17 protein-coding genes are annotated in these 20,783 nt (G+C 50.8%); 11 read left to right on the top strand and 6 right to left on the bottom strand.

Going from position 1 to position 20,783, the window contains the following annotated elements:
• Positions 1 to 53: 53 nt before the first annotated feature.
• The 4 genes from NSS79_RS27910 to NSS79_RS27895 form a co-directional block, all read right to left on the bottom strand.
• Positions 54 to 3,395: a DEAD/DEAH box helicase gene (locus NSS79_RS27910; RefSeq protein ID WP_342437000.1), complete on the bottom strand. Its 3,342-nt coding sequence runs from the start codon at positions 3,393 to 3,395 to the stop codon at positions 54 to 56.
• Positions 3,396 to 3,621: 226 nt separating this feature from the next.
• Entirely contained in the window at positions 3,622 to 4,329 is a 708-nt protein-coding gene (locus tag NSS79_RS27905; protein ID WP_342436999.1) for a TetR/AcrR family transcriptional regulator, read from the bottom strand.
• 57 nt (positions 4,330 to 4,386) lie between these two features.
• A complete protein-coding gene (locus NSS79_RS27900; protein WP_342436998.1) occupies positions 4,387 to 5,430 on the bottom strand; it encodes an ABC transporter permease in 1,044 nt (347 codons plus the stop codon).
• Positions 5,427 to 6,158, bottom strand: coding sequence for an ABC transporter ATP-binding protein (locus NSS79_RS27895; protein WP_342436997.1), 732 nt, complete (start codon positions 6,156 to 6,158; stop codon positions 5,427 to 5,429). The genes NSS79_RS27900 and NSS79_RS27895 overlap by 4 nt, the downstream gene beginning before the upstream one ends.
• 204 nt (positions 6,159 to 6,362) lie before the next feature.
• On the opposite strand from NSS79_RS27895, the gene NSS79_RS27890 reads away from it, so the two are divergent.
• From NSS79_RS27890 to NSS79_RS27865, 6 genes are all read left to right on the top strand, one after another.
• Positions 6,363 to 6,806 (top strand): hypothetical protein, encoded by a 444-nt coding sequence (locus NSS79_RS27890; RefSeq protein ID WP_341095861.1) that lies wholly within the window; start codon positions 6,363 to 6,365, stop codon positions 6,804 to 6,806.
• 200 nt (positions 6,807 to 7,006) lie between these two features.
• The gene (locus NSS79_RS27885) at positions 7,007 to 8,425 is read left to right on the top strand and encodes a stalk domain-containing protein (RefSeq protein ID WP_342436996.1); all 1,419 of its coding nucleotides are present in this window, start codon (positions 7,007 to 7,009) and stop codon (positions 8,423 to 8,425) included.
• Positions 8,426 to 8,489: 64 nt separating this feature from the next.
• Positions 8,490 to 9,353 carry a phosphate ABC transporter substrate-binding protein gene (locus tag NSS79_RS27880; RefSeq protein WP_342436995.1) on the top strand — a complete coding sequence of 288 codons (864 nt, stop codon included), beginning with the start codon at positions 8,490 to 8,492 and terminating at the stop codon, positions 9,351 to 9,353.
• An 81-nt stretch (positions 9,354 to 9,434) separates the two neighbouring features.
• Positions 9,435 to 10,379 carry a phosphate ABC transporter permease subunit PstC gene (pstC, locus tag NSS79_RS27875; RefSeq protein ID WP_342436994.1) on the top strand — a complete coding sequence of 315 codons (945 nt, stop codon included), beginning with the start codon at positions 9,435 to 9,437 and terminating at the stop codon, positions 10,377 to 10,379.
• Positions 10,379 to 11,260 (top strand): phosphate ABC transporter permease PstA, encoded by an 882-nt coding sequence (gene pstA / locus NSS79_RS27870; RefSeq protein WP_342436993.1) that lies wholly within the window; start codon positions 10,379 to 10,381, stop codon positions 11,258 to 11,260. Before pstC ends, pstA begins: the two co-directional genes overlap by 1 nt.
• Before the next feature lie 188 nt (positions 11,261 to 11,448).
• Positions 11,449 to 13,320 (top strand): FapA family protein, encoded by a 1,872-nt coding sequence (locus NSS79_RS27865; protein WP_342436992.1) that lies wholly within the window; start codon positions 11,449 to 11,451, stop codon positions 13,318 to 13,320.
• Positions 13,321 to 13,453: 133 nt separating this feature from the next.
• Here NSS79_RS27865 and murQ read toward each other — a convergent pair whose 3' ends face one another.
• Positions 13,454 to 14,350 (bottom strand): N-acetylmuramic acid 6-phosphate etherase, encoded by an 897-nt coding sequence (murQ, locus tag NSS79_RS27860; RefSeq protein ID WP_342436991.1) that lies wholly within the window; start codon positions 14,348 to 14,350, stop codon positions 13,454 to 13,456.
• Between the two features lie 22 nt (positions 14,351 to 14,372).
• Entirely contained in the window at positions 14,373 to 15,323 is a 951-nt protein-coding gene (locus NSS79_RS27855; RefSeq protein WP_342436990.1) for a BadF/BadG/BcrA/BcrD ATPase family protein, read from the bottom strand.
• A 231-nt stretch (positions 15,324 to 15,554) separates the two neighbouring features.
• On the opposite strand from NSS79_RS27855, the gene NSS79_RS27850 reads away from it, so the two are divergent.
• The 5 genes from NSS79_RS27850 to ugpC all read left to right on the top strand — a co-directional run bounded on the left by NSS79_RS27850 (position 15,555) and on the right by ugpC (position 20,774).
• Positions 15,555 to 16,397, top strand: a complete 843-nt coding sequence (locus NSS79_RS27850; protein ID WP_038595850.1) for a MurR/RpiR family transcriptional regulator — start codon at positions 15,555 to 15,557, stop codon at positions 16,395 to 16,397.
• 26 nt (positions 16,398 to 16,423) lie between these two features.
• Positions 16,424 to 17,776 carry an extracellular solute-binding protein gene (locus NSS79_RS27845; RefSeq protein WP_342436989.1) on the top strand — a complete coding sequence of 451 codons (1,353 nt, stop codon included), beginning with the start codon at positions 16,424 to 16,426 and terminating at the stop codon, positions 17,774 to 17,776.
• A gap of 70 nt (positions 17,777 to 17,846) precedes the next feature.
• Positions 17,847 to 18,758, top strand: coding sequence for a sugar ABC transporter permease (locus NSS79_RS27840; protein ID WP_342436988.1), 912 nt, complete (start codon positions 17,847 to 17,849; stop codon positions 18,756 to 18,758).
• A 21-nt stretch (positions 18,759 to 18,779) separates the two neighbouring features.
• Positions 18,780 to 19,613 (top strand): carbohydrate ABC transporter permease, encoded by an 834-nt coding sequence (locus NSS79_RS27835; RefSeq protein ID WP_038595842.1) that lies wholly within the window; start codon positions 18,780 to 18,782, stop codon positions 19,611 to 19,613.
• A gap of 54 nt (positions 19,614 to 19,667) precedes the next feature.
• Positions 19,668 to 20,774 (top strand): sn-glycerol-3-phosphate ABC transporter ATP-binding protein UgpC, encoded by a 1,107-nt coding sequence (gene ugpC / locus NSS79_RS27830; RefSeq protein WP_038595838.1) that lies wholly within the window; start codon positions 19,668 to 19,670, stop codon positions 20,772 to 20,774.
• The last annotated feature ends 9 nt before the right edge of the window (positions 20,775 to 20,783 follow it).

The raw sequence follows: 20,783 nt of genomic DNA, 5'->3' as shown, positions 1-20,783 counted from the left end.
AGGCTGTGAAAGTCCCTGTTTGCTGTGCCAGGAGATAAGCAGGTATGGCCAATTTATGAAAGCATCAGGATTTCACGGATATCCTGCTCGCTTAAGGCAGAAATGGCCTCCTGGCCCGGTTGGATGACTTCGTCGATCAGGTTCTTTTTCTGCTGCTGAAGCTCGTACATCTTATCCTCGACAGTCCCCTGTGCTACAAGGCGGATCACCTGAACCACCTTCTTTTGCCCGATCCGGTGGGCCCGGTCGGCAGCTTGCTGCTCGACAGCGGGATTCCACCAGAGATCGTAGAGAATGACCGTGTCCGCTCCCGTCAGGTTCAGTCCGGTACCGCCCGCTTTTAGTGAAATCAGGAAAAGATCGCGTTCACCCTCATTGAACCTGTTGCAGAGCTCCACCCGCTGGGCTGAAGGCGTCTGGCCATCGAGATAGAAATGCTGCACACCCAGCAGGCCCAGTTCACGGCCGATCAGGCCGAGCATTTCGGTGAACTGGGAGAAAATCAGCATCCGTTTGCCGGAGCTGCGGCATTCTTCAATAATCTCCAGCAGCTGTTCGAATTTCGCCGAGCCGCCGGTATAGCCTGCAATGAACAGCGCGGGGTGGCAGCAGAGCTGGCGCAGCCGGGTTAACCCGGCAAGCACCTTGATTCTGCCGTTGCCAAACCCGTCGTTGTCCAGATGCTTGAGTGCTTCCTTGCGCAGCCTGGCAAGATAGGCGACATACAATTTTTTCTGCTCAGGCAGCAGCTCCGAGGCCTGCAGAGATTCGATTTTATCAGGCAGCTCTTTCAGTACATCGCTTTTTAGGCGGCGCAGCAGAAAAGGCCGTGCCCGCCTCGCAACCGTCTCCCGGGGCAGGTCATGAAAGGCCTTTTTGCCCGGAAACAGTCCGGGAAACACAACTCCGAAGATCGACCATAGATCCTCCAGAGCATTTTCTACCGGCGTTCCGGTAAGCGCGAAGCGGTAACGCGCCTGCAATATTTTTACCGCCTGAGCTGTCTGGGTCGTATGGTTCTTGATGACCTGCGCCTCATCCAGAAACAGGGTGTGAAAGGAATGCTTGGCGTACTCTTCAATATCACGGCGCAGCAGCGGATAGGAGGTGATGATTACATCGTTTCCTGCGGTGTTCTTCAGTGTCCGTCGGCGTTCGGTTAAGTTCCCGTCGGCTATGGCCGCTTTGATCTCCGGGGCGAATTTCTTCAGCTCATTCTGCCAGTTGTAGAGCAGGGAGGCCGGAGCGATGATCAGCGCAGGGTGGCCTCCCTGCCGGATATCCTTAAGCTCTGAGAGCAGGAAGGTGATGCTCTGCAGCGTTTTGCCGAGACCCATATCATCGGCCAGGATGCCGCCGAACCGGTAGTGGGCCAGCGTCTTCAGCCACTGGAAACCATATTGCTGATAATCCCGGAGTACGGGAACAAGGCTGTCCGGCACAGGGAAATCAAGATTTTCGGGATTCTGCATGTTGGCCAGAAGCCGGCGCAGGGAGCGCCCCATGGTGACGGAGTCCCCCGCACTGTCTCCATTCAGATGCAGGCCGCGGGCCAGGGGGAGGGAGAACTGCGGGCTTTTGAGCTCATCCTGCCGGATTCCGATTTCGTTCATAAAGGTGATGATTTCTAAGAATTCCGCACTCTCCAGCGGCAGCAGCGCCCCATCCGGCAGCCGGTAATAGCGGCGTTTCTCCTGCAGCGATTTCAGCACCAGTACAATTTCCGTTTCGGGGATTCCTTCCATGGCGAACTTGAAGTCCAGCCAGTCGGTTTTTTCGTTCCAGCTTAAGGTTACCTTCGGCAGGGCCGTTCCGGTGAGCAGTCTTCCCTTGACAGCAGTAGTGGCATATACCTCAAGCAACGGCTCCAGCAGCGGCACGGTATGATACAGAAAATCAAATTCGCCGTCCTCATCGCTCATAATATAGCCGCTTTCCGTTTGGGTAAAAGAAGCATGATCCATCAGCGCAAGAATCCGCCCTTCGGCTTCCCCGTCCCGCATCAAAATCACCTCATTGCCCCGTTCGCGTGCTTTCTCATCGAGCGGATTAATCACAATATTGCCGTATTGAAACTCAAGGCCTGCCAGCAGCCGGTCTCTTATCCGGTCAAGATAAAGTCTGGCTTGAAGCTGTGCCTGGATGATGCGGCCTTGGATAGCCTCGGCAATATGCACATGGCCCAGCTTTTTCAGCCCGGGAATCACCTTGTCCATAAAAGGCTCCATTTGCTCCGGGGCAATGTCAATCTCATCTTTGCGGGAGGACGCCAGCATTTTCTTAAGCTCGGAGAGACGCTGGCATTCCTGAACCGACAGCTTCAGCAGCCTGCCTTCAGACAAGATAAGCCCGTAATCCTCCATGACTGTAAGCTGCGCCAGCCCCTGGATATCCAGACGGTAGCTGTTATCCGGGGTTTGATCGAATTGAAAGCTCAGCGGAGGGGGAGCGTTTGTGATCTGAAGCCCTTCCGTGCTTATTCCCCCATGCTGCAATTGTACAGAGGATACTGCTGTTAGCGCAGGCTGAACTTGCTCCCAGAAAAAAGGCGGAACCGGCAGCAGCCGTTCCCCTCCCGGGCCACCCGAATAATGCGTATGTGGACTGACAGCTTCGCGGTACATCTTTTCATTTAAAAGGACTTCGATCAGCTTCAGAATCACCGCATTGTCTTCTTTATTGAAGCTGTGCAAGGAAGGGTCATAGATAAAATGCTTGGTGAACTCAAAGGATTCCCCGCGGTGGATGCGCTCGAGAAAAGCTCTGATTTTCTGCACAATATAAAGCCGCTCTAGTCCGATCTTCAGTTCAATTCCAAGCTTATGAGTGCCATCGGTGTACAGAACCGGCTTACAGATGAACTCAACCTGAAGCGGAGTTCTGATATCGCTATAGGTTCCGGTGCCGCTTGGACGCTTCCGGGAGCTGCCGAACATATCCAGCATGCTGGTCACCAGCTTCCGGTCACCCGTATGTTCCCCTGAGCCAAAGGCTGCAGGTTCCGGATTACGCGGAGTAAGTCTGCCGCTCTCTCCGGTGGAGCCTCCGTGAAGGTGGAGACTGGGGTCGGCTATACTTCTGGAGAGTTCCGTGTCCATTTCCTGACGGAGTATATTCACGAGAACAGCTGCGATATGCTTGCAAAAAGCTCCGCCGTGGTGGTATGCAGGGCAGGTGCATTCCCCATTTACATCACCGTCACTGTCTATAGCAAGCACCACTTCGTAGCTTTCCAGGCCTTGAACCTCAGCCCGGTATTTTGAATATTCCAGCTCAACATTGTTCTCCGCATAGGTCAGCGTGACCTTATCCGCTTTATAATAAACCGTCCCCTGCTCCAAAGCAGCACCGCCGCATAGCAGCCTGATTACCCGTTCCGGCACATAGTAACCCATAGCCCTTAATCACTTCCTTTTGTCTTGTCCATAAGTCCGAATTTGCTATAGTACCCATAATAACAGAACAGACGTACGCCTTCAAAACCATTTACCGGAATTCTGATCATATGCTGCGGTGCGGGATCACTCTGAGTGATTCGATGTACAAAAAAGGTCATCTCCAAACTGCATTTCTGCGGTATGGAGATGGCCTTCTATTGAAACTGTCAGTGTGAATTCCGGCCTAACTTCCCTTCGCTTCTGGGCGTACTGCCGGTCCGCTGATACCGTACAGCATGAAAGCCAAAGTCTGCTCAATCTCTTCTTCATCATTCCAATCGCTATCCGGCAGGAACAGCAGACGGGCCAGCAGATATCCGATTACAGAAGAGACCGTAAACCGGATAATTGCGGGTGTGGGCATGTCGATAATTTCGCCCTTTTCCTTGAAATGCTCGGTAATGGCGGTCACCCGCTCCAGTACCTGGCCGAGAACATTCTCGGCGAACTGTTCCCTTAATGCGGGCTGAAAGGGGATTTCCTGAATAAGAATTTTCAGAATCTTAAAGTTCTTGCGGGCGAATTCCAGCCGGTTGACCATAAAAGCCCGCAGAAATGCCTCATAGCTCTCGGGAGGACCATCCAGCAGGCCGTCAAAATTGCGCATGACAAAGGGCGCGATCATGCGGCTCATCGTCGGCCCGACAATGGATAGCAACAGATCCTTTTTGGTCTTGTAATAGCGGAAGATCGTCCCCTCCGCCACACCCGCCTTCTGGGCAATTTCACTGGTAGCCGCAGCCGAATATCCTTTATCCGAAAATATTTCAATCGCCGCCTCCAGAATGGCTATCTGTTTCGGCGTCATTTTTTCTTCCTGACTGATGGCCAGCAGCTCCTCAATCCACTGCTCCCCCTCATGCTGCTGCCCCGCAGCATTGTCCATCTCCATTCTTTTGCCCTCCAAACCTCGTATTTTCCGTTTATATTATCATAGCTGCATGCGTATTTACATTTTGCGGTGTTTGCGCAGGGCCAGCACATTCAGCAGCATGAACAGCAGAGAGAAACCGATCAGAACAAAGACATCCAGCGCGATGTCGCTCCAGCCTTTGCCGCGGATCATGATGTCCATCAGTGCCTCCGAGCCGTAATAGATCGGTGTCGCCAGCCCGATCCGCTGCAGCCACACCGGGAGCGTATCCATCGGGAACAGCCCGCTTAAGAAAATCTGCGGCACGATGATTAGCGGAATGAACTGCATCATCTGCAGCTCATTGGCAGCAAAAGCCGAGAGCAGTGTACCAAGCGTCAGCGCCGTCATCGACAGCAGCAGTGTCACAAGCAGGACATAACCGAAGCTGCCAGCCATCATAATTCCCAGCACCTGAATGGAAAACCAGGAAATCAGCAGCGCCTGGAATACGGTGAAAATCCCGAAACCGCACACGTAGCCAAGAACGACTTCCCAGCGTTTCAGCGGGGTGGAGAGCAGACGTTCCAGGGTTCCGGTAGTCCGTTCCCGCAGCAAGGAAACGCCGGCAATCAGAAAGACGAAGAAGAAGACAAAGACGCCGATCATTATCGGACCGAAGCGGTCGATTGTAGTCATATCTTCAGCGCCGTACAGATAGCTGATCTGCGGCTTCAGCTGACCTTGTCCCTGGCCGGGTATAACAGGCTGCAGGCTCTGGACCGCTTCCTGTAAGGCCATCAGTGCCGCACGATTTGCCGTGGGGTTGCTGCCTTCCAGCACAACTTCAGGAGCAGGGCCGCTTACTGTGACAAGCGCATCGATCTTGCCCTCCTTCAAAGCTTCGTTGCCCAGCTCTGCTGTGGCGTATTCGACAACAGCAGTGCTTTGCTTCTCAAACGCCGCAGAGATGGCTTGGGTATTTCCGTAAACACCAAACTTCGGTTCATAGTCGTCGCCGTTAAACACCAGACTCATTAAGCTGAGAACGAGCAGGGGGGCAATAAACATCAGTGCCATCGTTCTTTTGTCATGAATAAACTGCTGGAGAATTCGCAGGGTGATCGCCCGGATTCTCATCGGCGGACACCTCCATAATATAGAAAAGCTTCTTCAAGAGAAGCAGAACCGGTAGCGTTCAGCAGACCTGCAGGTGTATCCACCGCCAGCAGTTCACCGTCACGGATCATGGCCAGACGGTCGCATTTCTCGGCTTCATCCATCACATGGGTTGTGAGTACAATGGTAGTCCCTTTGCGGTTCAGCGCCTTCAGTTCCTTCCAGATGGACTGGCGCAGCACGGGATCAATGCCAACCGTGGGCTCATCAAGAAGCAGAAGCGGAGGCTCATGCAATAAGGCGATCGCCAGTGACAGACGGCGTTTCATCCCCCCGGAATACTGATCAACTCTTTTGCGCAGATGATCCTGCAGATTGACCAGCTCCAGGACATCCCTGATCCGGCGGATGCGGTTTCCGCCTTTCAGACCATAGAGAGCGGCGAAGAATTCCAGATTCTCTTTTGCGCTCAGCTCCGTATACAAGGCGTCAGACTGAGCCATATACCCGATTTGCTGCAGCATGACAAGCTTAGGCATGGGTATCCCCAATACACGCACTTCGCCCGAGGTCGCTTCATCAATGCCGGTCAAGAGCTTCACCAGCGTAGTTTTGCCGGAGCCGGAAGGGCCCAGAATGCCGAAGGTTTCCGCCTCTGCAACCTGCAGGGAAATATCCTTTAATACTTCCTTGCTGCCAAACGTCCGGCAGACGTGGTTTACGGAAACAACAGAAGTCCCCTGATTCATAACTATCTCCTCAATTCTCATAATAATGAGTGAGTACTCACTCATTATATTAATGCAATCAGCTGCCGATGTAAATCTTTTTTCTGCGGATAGTTAAATATTTAAAATTTTAGAATATTGGTTTTCACAAGAACAAATCAGGGTAATTATGGGTATTAGCTAAAGCCCGATAACTCTATTTTCATACAGGAGGAGGTTTATTTGATGTTCAACAAGAAGTTCGTTTTCCCCATGCTGGCGCTGTTTACTGCAGCGGGCCTCAGCGGTTGCAGCAGCTCCGGTCCGGGAACAGGCAGTGAGCATTTTCGCACCTTAGCGCAAGAAAGTGTGGATCAGGCGGAATATCTGCCCGGGGACTTTCCGATTCCTGTGGGTGCAGGCATTACGTTTACGGATGGGGAGCTGGTGGGCGGAAAAAAGTCATCCATGCTGATCTTTGAGACAGAAGAGAGTATGGATGCACTAGGAAGTACATATAAAGAGTATGTTAAGGCCAAGGAACTGGACCAGGGCACACAAATTGTGGATTCGAACAATCTGATTATTAACGGTAAAGTTCAAGGCGATTACTCTTATTCTATTATAGGGAGCAGCCTGGACAAGAAACCGGGCGGTGCCGAAGTGATTGTTACGTGGATCGAGAATTAAGCTATTCACACTGTTTTACATATATTGCCGAATTAACCCCAGTTTTACTAAAGCCGACCCCGGAGGTTTCCGGGGCCGGCTTTATTTATTATTAAGGATTTGCCGCACTTAACATTTCCATAACATTCCTCTAGAACAGAATTGACATTCGTAGATGAAAATAACATTAGCAGTTACCTAAGGGAAAAGGGTGAATCTAATTGAAGAATAGTAAATGGTTGAGTGCGGCTTTGGCTTCTTCGCTTCTTGTAACAGGAGGAGTGGTAAGTGTTTTGGCAACAAGCAACAACGCTGAGGCCGCCGCCGTCCAGTCAGCTGCAGTCAAGGAAGGTACGACTACGTGGACTGTGAACGGTACACCAGTTGCACTCAGCACAATAGACAAAAACGGCTATAGATTGTATTCGCTAAGTCAGGTTGCCGGAGAGCTTGGAGCCCATGTGAAAGTCAGCAGCAGCGGTTTTGAACTCAACGACAGCAAAGGATTACATACTATACAAATTCAAACGGGAGCTAAAAGCTATCTGGTGGATGGCACCAAGCAGGAGTTTACTGTAGCACCTGTTTTCTATAATGGTAAAACCTACGTAGAACTGACGAAACTGGTCACTGGTCTTGGCGGTGAGCTGCAGGCGGATTCAGCTACTGTTCTCAGCTTTGCCCTTCCGGAAGGTGATTTTGATACACTGCACTGGAGTGCGGATGGAAGCCTGATCGCCAATAAAAGTGATGCGGAAACAACCCAGCTCTTGAAATTCGGCAACACGCCGGGGAATTATGATCTGTTCTCCTCGAATGACGGAGCTGTCGATTTCGCCGTTTCCGCTGACCAGAAGTGGGGTGCGTTCAGTGACGAGACAGGCCAGCTCAAGCTGATCAACCTGTTCAATGGGGTGATCACACCGCTCGGCAAGGATACCAGTGTTAAGACTGATTTGGTTTGGTCGCAGGACGGCAAGAAGATTTACTTCATCCAGGGCGACAAGCAGGAGAAGATCGCCCAAATTTCGCTGGAGACCGGAACGGTTAAAACCTTGCTTGAAGATAAAGTAGAGAATAAATCCGAGCTCCGCGTATCTGCCGATGAGAAGAACGTGGTCTATATCGTCAACGTTACCGGCGTAGCCAAAAATGATGCGGACAGCACTGAGGATTCGCTGACGGTAGATTTCAGCAAGGCTGGAGAACAGCTGTACAAGCTGGATCTGACAACCAAAGATGCGAAGCCGGCAGCATTGACGACTGAACTGGATAACAAGCTCTACCCGGAATTTTTGAATAACGGCAGCATTGTGTACCTGAGTGCAGATCCCGAAGGCAACGCGGCGAACAGCCTGAAATCAATCGGAGCCGATGGCAAAAGCGCGAATATTGCCCTTGATGGCGAAGCGAACTGGGCAGCTGGTGTAAGTGGTGGTCTGGTTGTATCCGCTGTGACGGCGGACGGAAGTACCGTGATTTATGCTATTAGTGCTGACGGGGCCAAGACGGAGCTCTTCCGCACAGCCGAAGACGTGACGGAAGTGTCTGCATCCCATGACGGCAGCAAGCTCGCTCTCGTTAGCGGCGGCACACTCTGGCTGGTTCAGAACGGCAAAGCCCTGCAGCTGTCGAAATAAGATTATTCCCTGCTTCAGAACCAACAACATTTAACGGCGCAACCGCCGGGAGGAGATTTTACTCATGAAGATGTTTAAAAAATTTACAGTTACAGCATTGACCGCGGTTATCGCGGTAACCGCATCGTTTGCCGGAGTGGCAGCAGCGGCTGACACACTTAAAGGCAAAATCACAGTAAACGGCTCGACAGCGCTGCTGCCGTTGACGCTGCAAGCAGCCAAGGAGTTCCAGAAGCTGCACCCTAAAGTGAAGATCGCCGCTTCAGGCAAAGGCTCTGTTACCGGACCGCAGGCCGTGAAGAAAGGCATCGCCGACATCGGCGCCTGTGACTGGGATGCCAGCATTGACGTTCCGGGCTTTAAAGCTTTTGATGGACAAGTGGCAAACAAGGTAGCTGTCATTCCTTTCGCCACCATCGTGAACAAGAATGTGGGCGTAGACAACCTGACGACGGAACAGCTGCAAGGCATTTACTCCGGCAAAATCACCAACTGGAAGGACGTCGGCGGATCGGATGCGAACATTGTCGTGATTACCCGCGCTTTCGGTTCCGGTACACGTGTAAACTATCAGGCTAAAGCTCTTGCGGGCGGAGATATCGTGAAGAAAGAAAAGAACTACAAGGAGACCGGTTCCAGCGGTGATATGAAGACAGCCGTTGCGACTACACCTAATGCTATCGGTTATATCGACCTTGTCTATGTAAGCGGCAGCGACATCAAAGCCGTGAAATTCAATGGCATTGAAGCATCTACAGACAATGTAATCAATGGCTCGTACAAAATTTGGGCCTATGGTTATTACATGACTAAAGGTCAGCCAACCGGTGTTACCAAAGAGTTCATCGATTATGTTCAGAGCAAAAAGTTCCAAACCGGCTCGCTCAAAAAGCTTAAATTCATTCCGATCGCAGCAATGAAATCCTAGTCATCATTCTTCACTATATTGAACGGTACATGCGGCCAGCCCCGGATTCCACAGGGGGTGGCCGCTTACAGGAGGGAACGTATGGGGGCACCAGTCCAGGGCCTGGCATCCAGGGCACAAAAGGGTCTATCCGAGGTTAAAGTCAGTGAGAAACGCCACAGCAGACATTTGTTCAGCAATACCTTATCCCGCTATTATTTTATATTCAGCATTCTTGCGCTTTGCTTTGTACTTGGACTTGTTATTATTTTCATCGGCAAAACGGCGCTGCTTCTGTTCGCTCATCTCTCACCGGCTGAATTTTTCTTCTCCTTTAACTGGACGCCGGAAGAGGATGCCTTCGGGGCTGCTGCCTTCATTGTAAATACATTGTCGCTTACAGCACTGACGCTGCTGATTGCTGTGCCGATCTCCGTAGGCATGGCCGTGCTGTGTGCCGAAATTGCTCCGAAATGGATGAAGAACTTTATCCGGCCGGTGCTCGACCTGCTCGTCGGAATTCCTTCTATAGTATATGGTTATCTGGGCCTTACGGTCCTTCTGCCTTTTCTGCGCAGAGTCAGCGGGGAAGGGCTGGGTGACGGACTACTCGCCGCTGCGCTCGTTCTGGCCTTGATGGTGCTGCCGACGATCTGCCGGATCAGTGACGATGCCATTGTTGCCGTTCCGCGCAAATACCGGGATGCCGCTTATGCCCTTGGTTCAACCCGCCTTCAGGTCATTATGCGGGTGATCCTGCCTGCGGCCAGCAGAGGCATCATCTCGGCCATCATCCTCGGGATGACCCGGGCTGTCGGCGAGACCATGGCCGTTGTTATGGTCATCGGCAATACCCCGCAGCTGGCCAAGACGCTGTTCACGCCATCCTCTGTGCTGACCAGTAATATCGTCATGCAAATCTCCAATGTGGAGTTTGACTCTACCTGGAACTATGCGCTGCATATGATGGCTTTCCTGCTGCTGCTCATTTCCTTTATGCTGATCCTGGTGATCCGCATCCTGGGACGGAAAAGGAGGGATGCGTAATGAACGGTTTCACACGTACCCGTTATACTGCCCGTGCCCAGCGGCGCAACAAAATTGCGACCTTTGGTTTTTATACTCTCGGCGCTCTCGTGATGCTGCTGATCTTCTGGCTGCTCTTTACGATCCTGAGCAAGGGACTGCCGGCGCTTAGACCCGATTTCCTGATCAAGCAGCCGGAGGAGATCGATCCCGGCGGAGGGATCGGACCGGTCCTGTTCAACTCCTTCTATATCCTGTTCATTTCGCTGTTGATTTCCATACCGATTGGGATCGGCGCGGGCATCTACATGGCGGAATATGCTCCGGACAATCGCTTTACCGGCGCGTTGCGCATCTGCGTGGAGTCGTTGTCCTCGGTACCCTCGATTGTGTTTGGGATGCTGGGTCTGGCGATTTTTGCCGAATATTTCGGTGTCGGCCTGACGATTCTTGGCGGCGGTGTCAGCCTGGCGCTGCTTAACCTGCCGATGCTGACCCGGGTGACGGAGGAAGCTGTGCAGGCGGTTCCCAGTGAAATCCGTGAAGCCGGCTATGCGCTTGGCATGACCAAATTCCATGTCATCCGCAAAGTGGTGCTTCCGGTAGCGATGTCTTCGATTGTCACCGGTGTCTGCCTTGTGGCCGGCCGTGCCTTCGGCGAATCGGCGGTTATTATTCTGACCGCAGGACTCAGCACCTCCGGAGAAATGTGGGACTTTAATCTGTTCTCGCCTGGAGAGACGCTCGCTGTGCATCTTTGGTATGTGCAATCCGAAGCTATTGTCGAAGATGCGCGGCAGATCGCCGACAAATCGGCGGCGGTGCTGGTCTTCGTGGTCCTGCTGATCAACTTTGTCTTCCGCTTTCCTTTATGGCTCGGAAATCGCCGCAAGGGGCGCTGAACAATTAAATTTCATTGAATACAAAAAACAGACTGCCAGCAGCAGCTTCATGCCGCGAGTGCAGTCTGTTTTTGTATGGCGGATGGGGGAGGAAGGCAAATCCGGAATGTTAATTGCTTAAAATTCTTAATAATACTAAAATGAAAGCAGTTACATATTAGTTAGTCCCTAACCAGGAGGTGCGAGTGATGGCGGAGCATATGTCCGAGAAGGATCTCAATAAACTGATTAACATGCTGGAGCTTTCACGGATTGAGAGTGAGGTGAGCATCGAAGAATCTTTTATGGAAGACGATAATTCCGACAATGAAAGGGATGGACGGCTGCTGGTCAGGGCTGGAAAGATATTTGTTCAGGACCCGCTTCCAGGCGGATCACCAGCAGTGATATCGGCCCTGCTCCCGGTGCTGCTTCATGTAAACGGTCAAGTGCTTACAGAGCCTTCAACTGTCACCTCACAAGACATCATAGAATGGGAGATCGTCGAACCGCCGCTTTATACCATCACTGTTTCCGAGGACAGGTTGCTGGCCTTTTTCACCTTATTTGGTTCTAAAAGATTTCCCTGGAAATTAAATGACCATTTCACAGCCAGCATCGTAGAGGTGAAAGCATCGCAGGATTCAGCGAATGTCATCGGCATGCTTGGCCTGAATCAGATCATTGTTGATTTTGAGCATAAGAAGATCATCCAGAACCTGAACATCTCCGGCATTCATGCTGAACTTCAGAATCCGACCTATCAGCCGATTACTGCTGCCAAAGGGAGAGCGGCTGTGCCTGGGGAGAATGCGCTTCTGGAATTGTTTTTCTCCGAGACGATTGAGAATGAATTTAGTGAAATTGAAGGACAGGTGGATTACCGCAGCCATCTCCGCATTCCTTCAGTGATCCGCGGTGAGGTCATTGCCCGCAAGATTCCGGTCGTCGAAGGGATTCCCGGCTATGATGTATATGGAGAAATTCTTTATCCGCCTGAACCAGCTGATGTCACCGTGACTGCAAGGAATAACACAGTGCTGCTGATCAACAACGAGGTCCGCGCCCTGCGTGAAGGCAGGCCCAGGGTGACTGGCGACAAAGTCAAATGTTTTGACATCTGCACTTCCTACCTCGTTCCCGGCAATGTGAGCATCCACACCGGCAATATCATCTTCTCGGGCGATGTGATTATCCGCGGCAATGTAGAGGACAACATGATTATTGAATCCTTGGGCAATGTCTATGTTTCCGGAAGTGTCTACAACTCCACAATTACTGCTACCGGGAGCATTCTAGTGAAAGGAAACGTGGTTAACAGCAAGCTGTATTCCGGTTATTTCGGCGTCATGTACAACCGGATCTACAACTTCTCCAAGCAGCTGATTGAGGAGTGCAAGGTCTTGCAAAATGCTACTCAGATGCTCGTACAAGCCGTACAAAGCCACAAAAAGAGTGTGAAGTACGGACAGGCCGTACTGCTGCTGCTGGAAAGCAAGTTTCAGAAAATCCCCCAGCTTATTAAGGAGCTCCTCTTGGTGCTGGATACGGTGAAGGCTTCCTTTCATAAAGATCTGGAACAGACCCTGCATTTTCTCAACCTGTTCCTGAAGCCGGTGCAGCTGGTCGATTTCCTGACGGAGACTTCGCTCAGTGGAGTCATCGGTATATTGGAGGAGCTGCATGTTGGCGTGGCACGGATGCAGGAATCCAAAGTGGAGGTTAATATCGGCAAATGCCAGAACAGCACACTGAAATCGAATGGGGATATTAACATCCACCGGGACGGCATTGTGCAGAGTGAACTGTTTTCTTCGGGGAATATTACGTTTCATAAGACGTTTTCGGTTTGCCGTGGCTCCAAGCTGGAGGCAGGAGGGAACATTTTAGCCTATTTTGTCGGAGGGGAGAGCGGGGCGCAGTCTTACCTGAAGGCCAAACAGAGTGTTACTGTCCGCAAAATGTACATGGGCAAAGTAACGATCGACCGTTTTACAGCGGATATTATGGAGCCGGTAGAGAATATCGTATTTGATATCGAAACTGTGCGGATGATTAAGCTCCGCATGGAAGCCAAATGAGCATAAGGGCAGGGAATGGGCGGTTTAATCATACCCTGTTAAATGGCTAGTAATCCTTAGATATGGCGAACAAGCCTTTCCGGAAGGACCCGGAAAGGCTTGTTCGTGTTGTCCAGAAGGAATGAAGTTCAGACTACTGCAGTGCTCCGCGCACGAATCCGTCTGCAGCCAGCAGTCTGCTCCGCGCTTCTTCAGCATCCACATTGGCCAATATCATAATAATGGCAGTCTTTACATGGCCTTCTGCGCCATGATAAGCCGCTTCAATCACTTCGTCGGAAGCATCGGTGGCCAGTCCAATAATCCGTTTGGCCCGGTGCACCAGTTTTTTATTGGATGGATTCAGATCAACCATGAGATTACGGTAGACCTTCCCGATCCGGATCATGGCAGTGGTGGTCAGCATGTTGAGAATCATTTTTTGCGTGGTGCCTGATTTCATCCGGGTAGAGCCCATGATGACTTCCGGGCCAACCACTGCTTCTATGGTTAATTGACCGTGGCCTGCCATCGGTGTTCCGGGGTTGTTGCATAAGCCGATGACAACCGCTCCAAGTTCTCCGGCACGTTTCATCGCCCCCAGAACATAGGGTGTGCGCCCGCTGGCGGCAATGCCGATAACCACATCCTTCGCCGTGATGCCGGAGGAGTCGATATCGGCTGCGCCTAATTCCTCGCTGTCTTCCGCACCCTCAACGGGATCTTTAATCGCCTGAAACCCTCCGGCAATTAACCCCTGCACCATAGCCGGGTCTGTGCCATAGGTGGGCGGACATTCGGAGGCATCAAGAATGCCGATTCTCCCGCTCGTTCCGGCCCCTACATAGAACAATCTCCCGCCCTGCTGAAAGGCATGGACGATATAGTCCGCAGCGATGGCAATCTGCGGGATAAGCCCTTGAATACACTCGGCGACCAGCCGGTCTTCATTATTTATCAGCTCCATGATTTCAGTGGAACTGAGGTTATCGATATCGCTTGTTTTATCATTGAGCTGCTCTGTAATCAGGTTGTCCAAAATAGGATTCATGAGGTTTCTTCCTCCTGCCAGTCTATTCTTGTCTGTAGTCATTAAACAGCTTGCGTGCAGTCATGGCTGCTCCGGTGGATGGCGGAGCCCCAAGGCTCCCATCTACGAAATTCAACCCGCCAAAAGTGTTCTGCAGGCTGCTGCAGAAGATCCCGCGGAAGATCGGGGAATACCTGAACACCGAGCCGCTTAGCACTACGGGATAGTTCTGCAGAGTGGGGCTGCGGCGAAGCAGGGCCGCGGCAGTATCGCTTAAGGCCGCAGCTTCTTCGGTAAGAATGGCGATAGCAGCAGCATCTCCGGCTTCAGCCGCCTGAATGCAAACCTTTGAGAAGGCGGCAATTTCTGCTTTGGAATGGGAAGGGATATAAATATATCCCTTCAAATCCGTAATGAGCTTAAATCCGTATTCCTCCATAATCATATCGGTCATTATCGTGGACTTACAAACACTGTCATAGCTGCGCATCACCGTTTTGAGTGTACGGAGCCCGATTTGATATCCGCTGCCTTCATCTCCAAGGTAATGTCCCCAGCCGCCGGTGCGGGTGCCGGATCCATCCGGAAGATAGCCGTAGCAAATCGATCCGGTACCCGAGATGACCAGCACCCCGTGATTGCTTCCCACTGCGGCCATCAAAGAAATCTGTCCTTCTGATTGTATGAACACCGGAATAGATAGTTCATGTTTCAATACATGCTGCTGAACGGCCCTCTTAAGGAGGGTTTCTTCATCGATGCTGGAGAAACCTGACACAGCGAGACATATTGCTGCAATTTTATCGACATTTATCGACAGCCTCTCTATCAATCCGTCAATAGCTGACATGATTTCTGTAAGCGCTGTCCCGAAGGAGACACTATGCGGATTGGATGGACCTCCAATATAGCGGGCGATTAATGTTCCCCGCTCATCCAAAGCAGCTGCATCAGTCTTTGTGCCACCTCCATCAAGGCCTAAGAACACTTTCATCGATCAATCACCACTTTGATTTTTTACTAATTATATGAGATGAAGATCATAAAGTAAAATAAAATTTCATAAGAAAAATAAATGTTGAAATTTTATTTTACAACTCATATAATGAATTCAATCCAAGGTATTGGGAGAATATCAAACCTTATGAGTTAACAAAGCTAACATTGTTTTGCGGGGTGTCGGTTCAAAGAGAGTTCTATTCTATAAGGAGGTGCATCGATTCCAATGAATGGCGGTTTGATTCGTTTGCGGGAATTGTATGAAACACTAAGTCCGTCGGAGCACAAGATTGCTGCGTATATCCTGCAGAATCCGGATGAAATGATCCAGCTCTCCATCGCTGATTTGGCTACGAAGAGCGGATCCAGCCAGGCGGCAATCGTCAGGCTGTGCAAGTCCATCGGCTTTAAGGGATACCAGGATCTGAAGATTAAAGTGGCCGGTGATCTTCAGGGCAGAGATCCGGCAATCATTGGCTACCAGGAGATTCGTCCCAATGACACGATCTCAGCCATTATGCAGAATGTATCCAATAATAATATTCAATCGATCCGGGATACTCTCACGATTTTGGATGAAGCCATGGTTGAACGGGCGGTTGAAGCGATTGACCGGGCGAAGGTGATCTATTTCTTCGGAGTGGGAGCCTCCAACCTGATTGCGATGGATGCCCAGCAGAAGTTTTTGCGGATTAATAAGATGAGCTTCTCTTTTGCCGATCCGCATGTCCAGTTAACGAGCGCCATAACCGCAACTGCTGACGACGTGGCTGTATGCATTTCATACTCCGGCGAGACCAAAGAGGTTATCCGGGCAGCATCCATTGTGAAGGATAATGGGGGAACCGTGATCAGCATCGCGAAATATGGCAATTCCACCCTAAGCCGGAGCGCGGACATTCCGCTATGCACCTCCGCCACCGAAAATGAAATCCGCAGCGGAGCGATGGCTTCGCGGATTACACAGCTTAATCTTATCGATATTTTATATCTCGCCGTTGCAAGCCGGAATTATGAACAGTCCGTTACTTATCTGGAAAAGAGCAGACAACATATCAAACGGCTGTAGCCGGAAAAATAAGGGGAGAAGAAATAATGAAGAAAAGTTTATTGCTTAGTATGGTACTGGTTATGATGCTGATCAGCGCATGTGGCAACTCCGGAGGCAAGGAGGCGGCAAGCAGCCCGGATGCCAAAGATACCGTTACCGTCTGGACTTATCCGGTGCACGGAGCCTATGAGGATGAGTTAAAGGGTCTGGTAGCAGATTTCCAAAAAGAACATCCAAACATCACCGTGAAGACGGAAGTGCTGTCTTGGGCGGAGGGTCCGAAGAAATTCGACGTAGCCCTGAATGCCGGCAGCCCGCCTGACCTGTACTTCCACAGCGTGGATGGCACCTATGTCAACACCGGGCTTGCACTTGATCTGGATCCGTACATGACGGACGACATCAAAAATGATTACCTTCCGGGAACACTGGAGCTCGCCCAGATTGGCGGCAAACAATACGGCCTGCCGCTTTACCAGTTCCAATGGGGCTGGGGCGGAAACAAACGGATTCTGGAAGAAGCAGGCATTGACTGGGCTTCGATTCAGCAAAAAGGCTGGACTTGGTCTGAATTTGAAGCCGCTGCTGCTAAGCTGACCAAAACCTTGGGCGACGGTTCCACCCAATATCCGCTGGTGACAGACGGAACATCGCTGGATTTCATTGAAATGTTGTCCCGCAACAACAATATGCCTGATGTTCTGGATGAATCCGGTGCTTTCCAGTGGAACGATGAACGCATCCTTGACACGCTGAGCTTCATTAAAGGCCTGCTGGACAAAGGCTACATGCCCAAAGAGACCGCAGCTATTGCTCCGGCCAAACGTTCCGATATGTTCTATGCCGGACAAGCCGCCATTATTTCCAAAGCCATCCCTTATTATGACGTAATGATTCAGAACCGGAACAAGGATATTGATGCCGGTACGATCACAGGCGAGAAAATTAATTTCGTTCTGCTGCCGGTTCCGCACAATGATGCTGCTCCAGCCAAAACTACGATGGGCGCGGAAGGCTATATCGCCTTTAAACAGAAAAATGACAAAGGCGAGCAGCATGCCAAAAATACATTCCTGGTGTTGGATTATCTGAGCAGTGCCAAAGCCGGTAATTCCTCCAATGAGCTGGTGCTTCCATTTGTACGTCAATCGCAAGCTGATCTGTTTGCGGGCAAAGCGCTTGGAACGGAAGAGACAATCAAAGCTTCCGCGATCATGGCTAAGAACATTGCAATGCCTGTAACACTGAAGCTCGACACCGCTATTGCAGCCCAAATGAAGCAGTTCAAGGAGCAGGTTGTAACACCGAATATCCAAGCCCTGTATTCCGGGGAGAAATCACCTGAGGCTATCGCAAAAGAATTCAACAGTAAAGGAAGCCAAATGCTGAATAAGTAGTTTTCTAAGGGGGGCGCCCTTCACATTTGTTGAATTTGGCGCCCTCTCTTACAAGAGGAGGAGGAAAGGGATGACGACAATCGCGCCAAAGCGGACGCGCAGTTCCGCCGGCAGGTTATGGCGTGAATATGGATGGGCGTACCTGTTTATCCTGGCACCCGTTCTGCTGTTTCTGGTGTTTACACTATATCCGGTCGTATCTGCCTTGATCATGAGCTTCCAGCAGTACAACATTATGAACTCCACCTGGATCGGCTTCGACAATTATGAGCGGCTGTTTCAGGATTCAACCTTCTGGAAATCGATGTGGAATACCGTTATTTTTACGGTGTGCACGGTACCGGTTAATATTGTCATTACGTTTGTGCTGTCCTATTTAATCTACCAGATGAAGACCAAATGGCAGACTTTCTTCAAGGCTACATTATATCTTCCGGCAGTTGCGTCCGGCGTCACGATATCCATCGTCTGGCTGGCGATTTTTGATCCGACGAATGTCGGGCTTCTGAACCGGTTTCTGGAATGGTTTGGCCTTGAGCCGGTGATCTGGCTTGGACAGTCCAAGACTGCACTCTTCTCGCTGATTCTGATGAACTGGCTCGGCTCGCACGGAGCGGGAATTATTCTGTATCTGGCGTCGATGGGCGGAGTTCCGAAATCACTCTATGAAGCGGCTGATATTGATCATGCCAGCGGCTGGACCAAATTTACACGGATTACTTGGCCTTTGCTGAAACCGACCACTCTATATCTGCTTGTAACGGGAGTGATCACTTCCTTCCAGGTCTTTATCTCGGTGTACATGATGACCCAGGGCGGGCCGAACTTTGCGACAACGACGATTGCTTATCTGATCTACCAGACGGCGTTCCAGTTTTATGAATTTGGCCTGGCTTCGGCGCAGTCGTTCGTGCTGGCGTTTCTGATTATCCTGGTCTCTGTCATTCAGTTTAAATATTTCTCGAGTGATGTCGAGTATTAGGATGGAAGGGGCGAACCTGTAATGAAAACTAGATCAAAGACCATCTTTCTATGGGTGGCGGTGGCTTGTCTTGTAGTATGGAGTATAGTAACAGTTATTCCGCTTTACTGGATGATTGTCGGTTCCGTGCAGGATTCTGCTGCATCCGCCAGTTTCCGGCCAAGCATGCTGCCGGAGGCTTTCTCGCTCGCTCCATATGACCGTTTTTTTGCCAAAACAGCGGCCTGGCGCTGGCTGTTCAACTCTTTGCTGATTTCATCGATCCTTACCATTACCAATGTGTTTTTCGCTTCCCTTGCGGGATATGCTTTTGCTAAATTGAAATTTCCCGGAAGCAACGCGATTTTCTGGGTGCTGCTCAGCACGATGATGATCCCGGCACAGGTAACGTTGATTCCGCTCTATATTCTGATCGTCAACGTGTTTAATCTCGGGGACAGCTATACCGCGATTATTCTGCCGACGGCGATCACGGTTGGCAATATCTTTTTGATGAAGCAGTACATGTCCTCTCTTCCGACCTCGCTGATTCATGCGGCGCGGATCGATGCCTGCAGCGAGTTCGGCATCTTCTGGAAGGTTATTCTTCCGCTGGCAAAGCCCGGGCTTGCCGTACTCGCAATTTTCACCTTCGTCGCTTCCTGGAATGAATTTTTCTGGCCTTTCCTGATTACGAATTCGACGGAAATGCGGACGATCCAGGTCGGACTGGCTTCCTTTGTATTCGCAGAGTCTACGGATTTCGGAGCGATTATGGCAGGGGCGACAGTTGGTGCGCTGCCGATGCTGATTCTGTTCTTCTCGCTGCAGCGCTATTTCCTGCAGGGCATTACCATTGGAGCTGTAAAAGGCTAGGTTAATTGTTGATATTCTCAAAATTCACAGGGTTAGATATGAGGGGGAAGAGCAATGGCACGAGTTGAATTCCGCAATGTGCGCAAACAATTTGACGATCAGAACAAGCAGACCTTTACTGCGGTGGCGGGTTCCGATTTTGTTATTAATGATAAAGAATTTGTTGTGTTCGTCGGACCTTCAGGCTGCGGCAAAACCACCTCGCTGCGGATGATCGCAGGCCTGGAGCAGCAGACAAGCGGGGATATTATCATCGGCGAGCGTATCGTAAACAACCTTCATCCTAAAGACCGCGATATTGCGATGGTGTTCCAGGATTACGCGCTGTATCCGCATATGAGCATCCGTGAGAATCTGTCCTTTGGACTGAAAAACCTGAAAAAGCCGAAGGATTATATTGAGAAAAAAGTTCAGGAAGCCGCGACCATTCTCGGACTCGAAGAGATGCTGGAACGCAAGCCGCGTGAGCTGTCCGGAGGACAGCGCCAGCGTGTGGCCGTCGGCCGGGCGATTGTGCGTGATCCGCAGGTGTTCCTGTTCGACGAGCCGTTGTCCAATCTGGACGCGAAATTGCGGATTCAGATGCGTGTTGAGCTGGGCGAGCTTCATAAACGTCTCGGCGCTACAATTGTATATGTTACGCATGACCAGGTAGAAGCAATGACACTTGGTGAGCGGATTGTTGTTATGAATAAAGGTGTCATTCAACAAGTGGCTTCTCCGACCGAGCTGTATGCCAATCCCAAAAATATGTTCGTAGCCGGATTCATCGGCTCTCCGGCGATGAACTTTATTGATGCCCGGATTGAACAGGGACGTGTAGTTATTGATGGTGCGGAATTCCTGCTGTCAGAGGATGCGGCAGCCGGTCTGCAAGGCTATAACAACAGAGAGATTATTCTTGGCATCCGCCCGGAGCATATCTACGGCGATGACTTCGCACCGGGAGTTTCTACAGAACATCAAATGCAGGCGCATATTAAGGTAGTAGAGCATCTGGGTTCCGAGAATTTGGTCTATTTTAAAATCGGCAGCCGAACGGTAACCGCCAAGGTTCATCCGGAGACGAAAGCCTACAATAATCTAGATAAGCAGTTTATTTTCGATCTCAGCAAAGCGCGTTATTTCGATCCGGCAACAGAAGAAAGAATTGTCTGGTAGAACAAGCCG

Origin of the sequence: Paenibacillus sp. FSL L8-0436, from assembly GCF_038593025.1 — a bacterium.
GTDB lineage: Bacteria > Bacillota > Bacilli > Paenibacillales > Paenibacillaceae > Paenibacillus_AQ.
This window is presented reverse-complemented; position numbering and strand designations above follow the sequence as displayed.

Excerpts from the sequence above, each read along its gene's own strand:
- NSS79_RS27910 (WP_342437000.1), bottom strand. The coding sequence starts at position 3,395 with ATGGGTTACTATGTGCCGGAACGGGTAATCAGGCTGCTATGCGGCGGT.
- NSS79_RS27905 (WP_342436999.1), bottom strand. The coding sequence starts at position 4,329 with ATGGAGATGGACAATGCTGCGGGGCAGCAGCATGAGGGGGAGCAGTGG.
- NSS79_RS27900 (WP_342436998.1), bottom strand. The coding sequence starts at position 5,430 with ATGAGAATCCGGGCGATCACCCTGCGAATTCTCCAGCAGTTTATTCAT.
- NSS79_RS27895 (WP_342436997.1), bottom strand. The coding sequence starts at position 6,158 with ATGAATCAGGGGACTTCTGTTGTTTCCGTAAACCACGTCTGCCGGACG.
- NSS79_RS27890 (WP_341095861.1), top strand. The coding sequence starts at position 6,363 with ATGTTCAACAAGAAGTTCGTTTTCCCCATGCTGGCGCTGTTTACTGCA.
- NSS79_RS27880 (WP_342436995.1), top strand. The coding sequence starts at position 8,490 with ATGAAGATGTTTAAAAAATTTACAGTTACAGCATTGACCGCGGTTATC.
- pstC (WP_342436994.1), top strand. The coding sequence starts at position 9,435 with ATGGGGGCACCAGTCCAGGGCCTGGCATCCAGGGCACAAAAGGGTCTA.
- pstA (WP_342436993.1), top strand. The coding sequence starts at position 10,379 with ATGAACGGTTTCACACGTACCCGTTATACTGCCCGTGCCCAGCGGCGC.
- NSS79_RS27865 (WP_342436992.1), top strand. The coding sequence starts at position 11,449 with ATGGCGGAGCATATGTCCGAGAAGGATCTCAATAAACTGATTAACATG.
- murQ (WP_342436991.1), bottom strand. The coding sequence starts at position 14,350 with ATGAATCCTATTTTGGACAACCTGATTACAGAGCAGCTCAATGATAAA.
- NSS79_RS27855 (WP_342436990.1), bottom strand. The coding sequence starts at position 15,323 with ATGAAAGTGTTCTTAGGCCTTGATGGAGGTGGCACAAAGACTGATGCA.
- NSS79_RS27850 (WP_038595850.1), top strand. The coding sequence starts at position 15,555 with ATGAATGGCGGTTTGATTCGTTTGCGGGAATTGTATGAAACACTAAGT.
- NSS79_RS27845 (WP_342436989.1), top strand. The coding sequence starts at position 16,424 with ATGAAGAAAAGTTTATTGCTTAGTATGGTACTGGTTATGATGCTGATC.
- NSS79_RS27840 (WP_342436988.1), top strand. The coding sequence starts at position 17,847 with ATGACGACAATCGCGCCAAAGCGGACGCGCAGTTCCGCCGGCAGGTTA.
- NSS79_RS27835 (WP_038595842.1), top strand. The coding sequence starts at position 18,780 with ATGAAAACTAGATCAAAGACCATCTTTCTATGGGTGGCGGTGGCTTGT.
- ugpC (WP_038595838.1), top strand. The coding sequence starts at position 19,668 with ATGGCACGAGTTGAATTCCGCAATGTGCGCAAACAATTTGACGATCAG.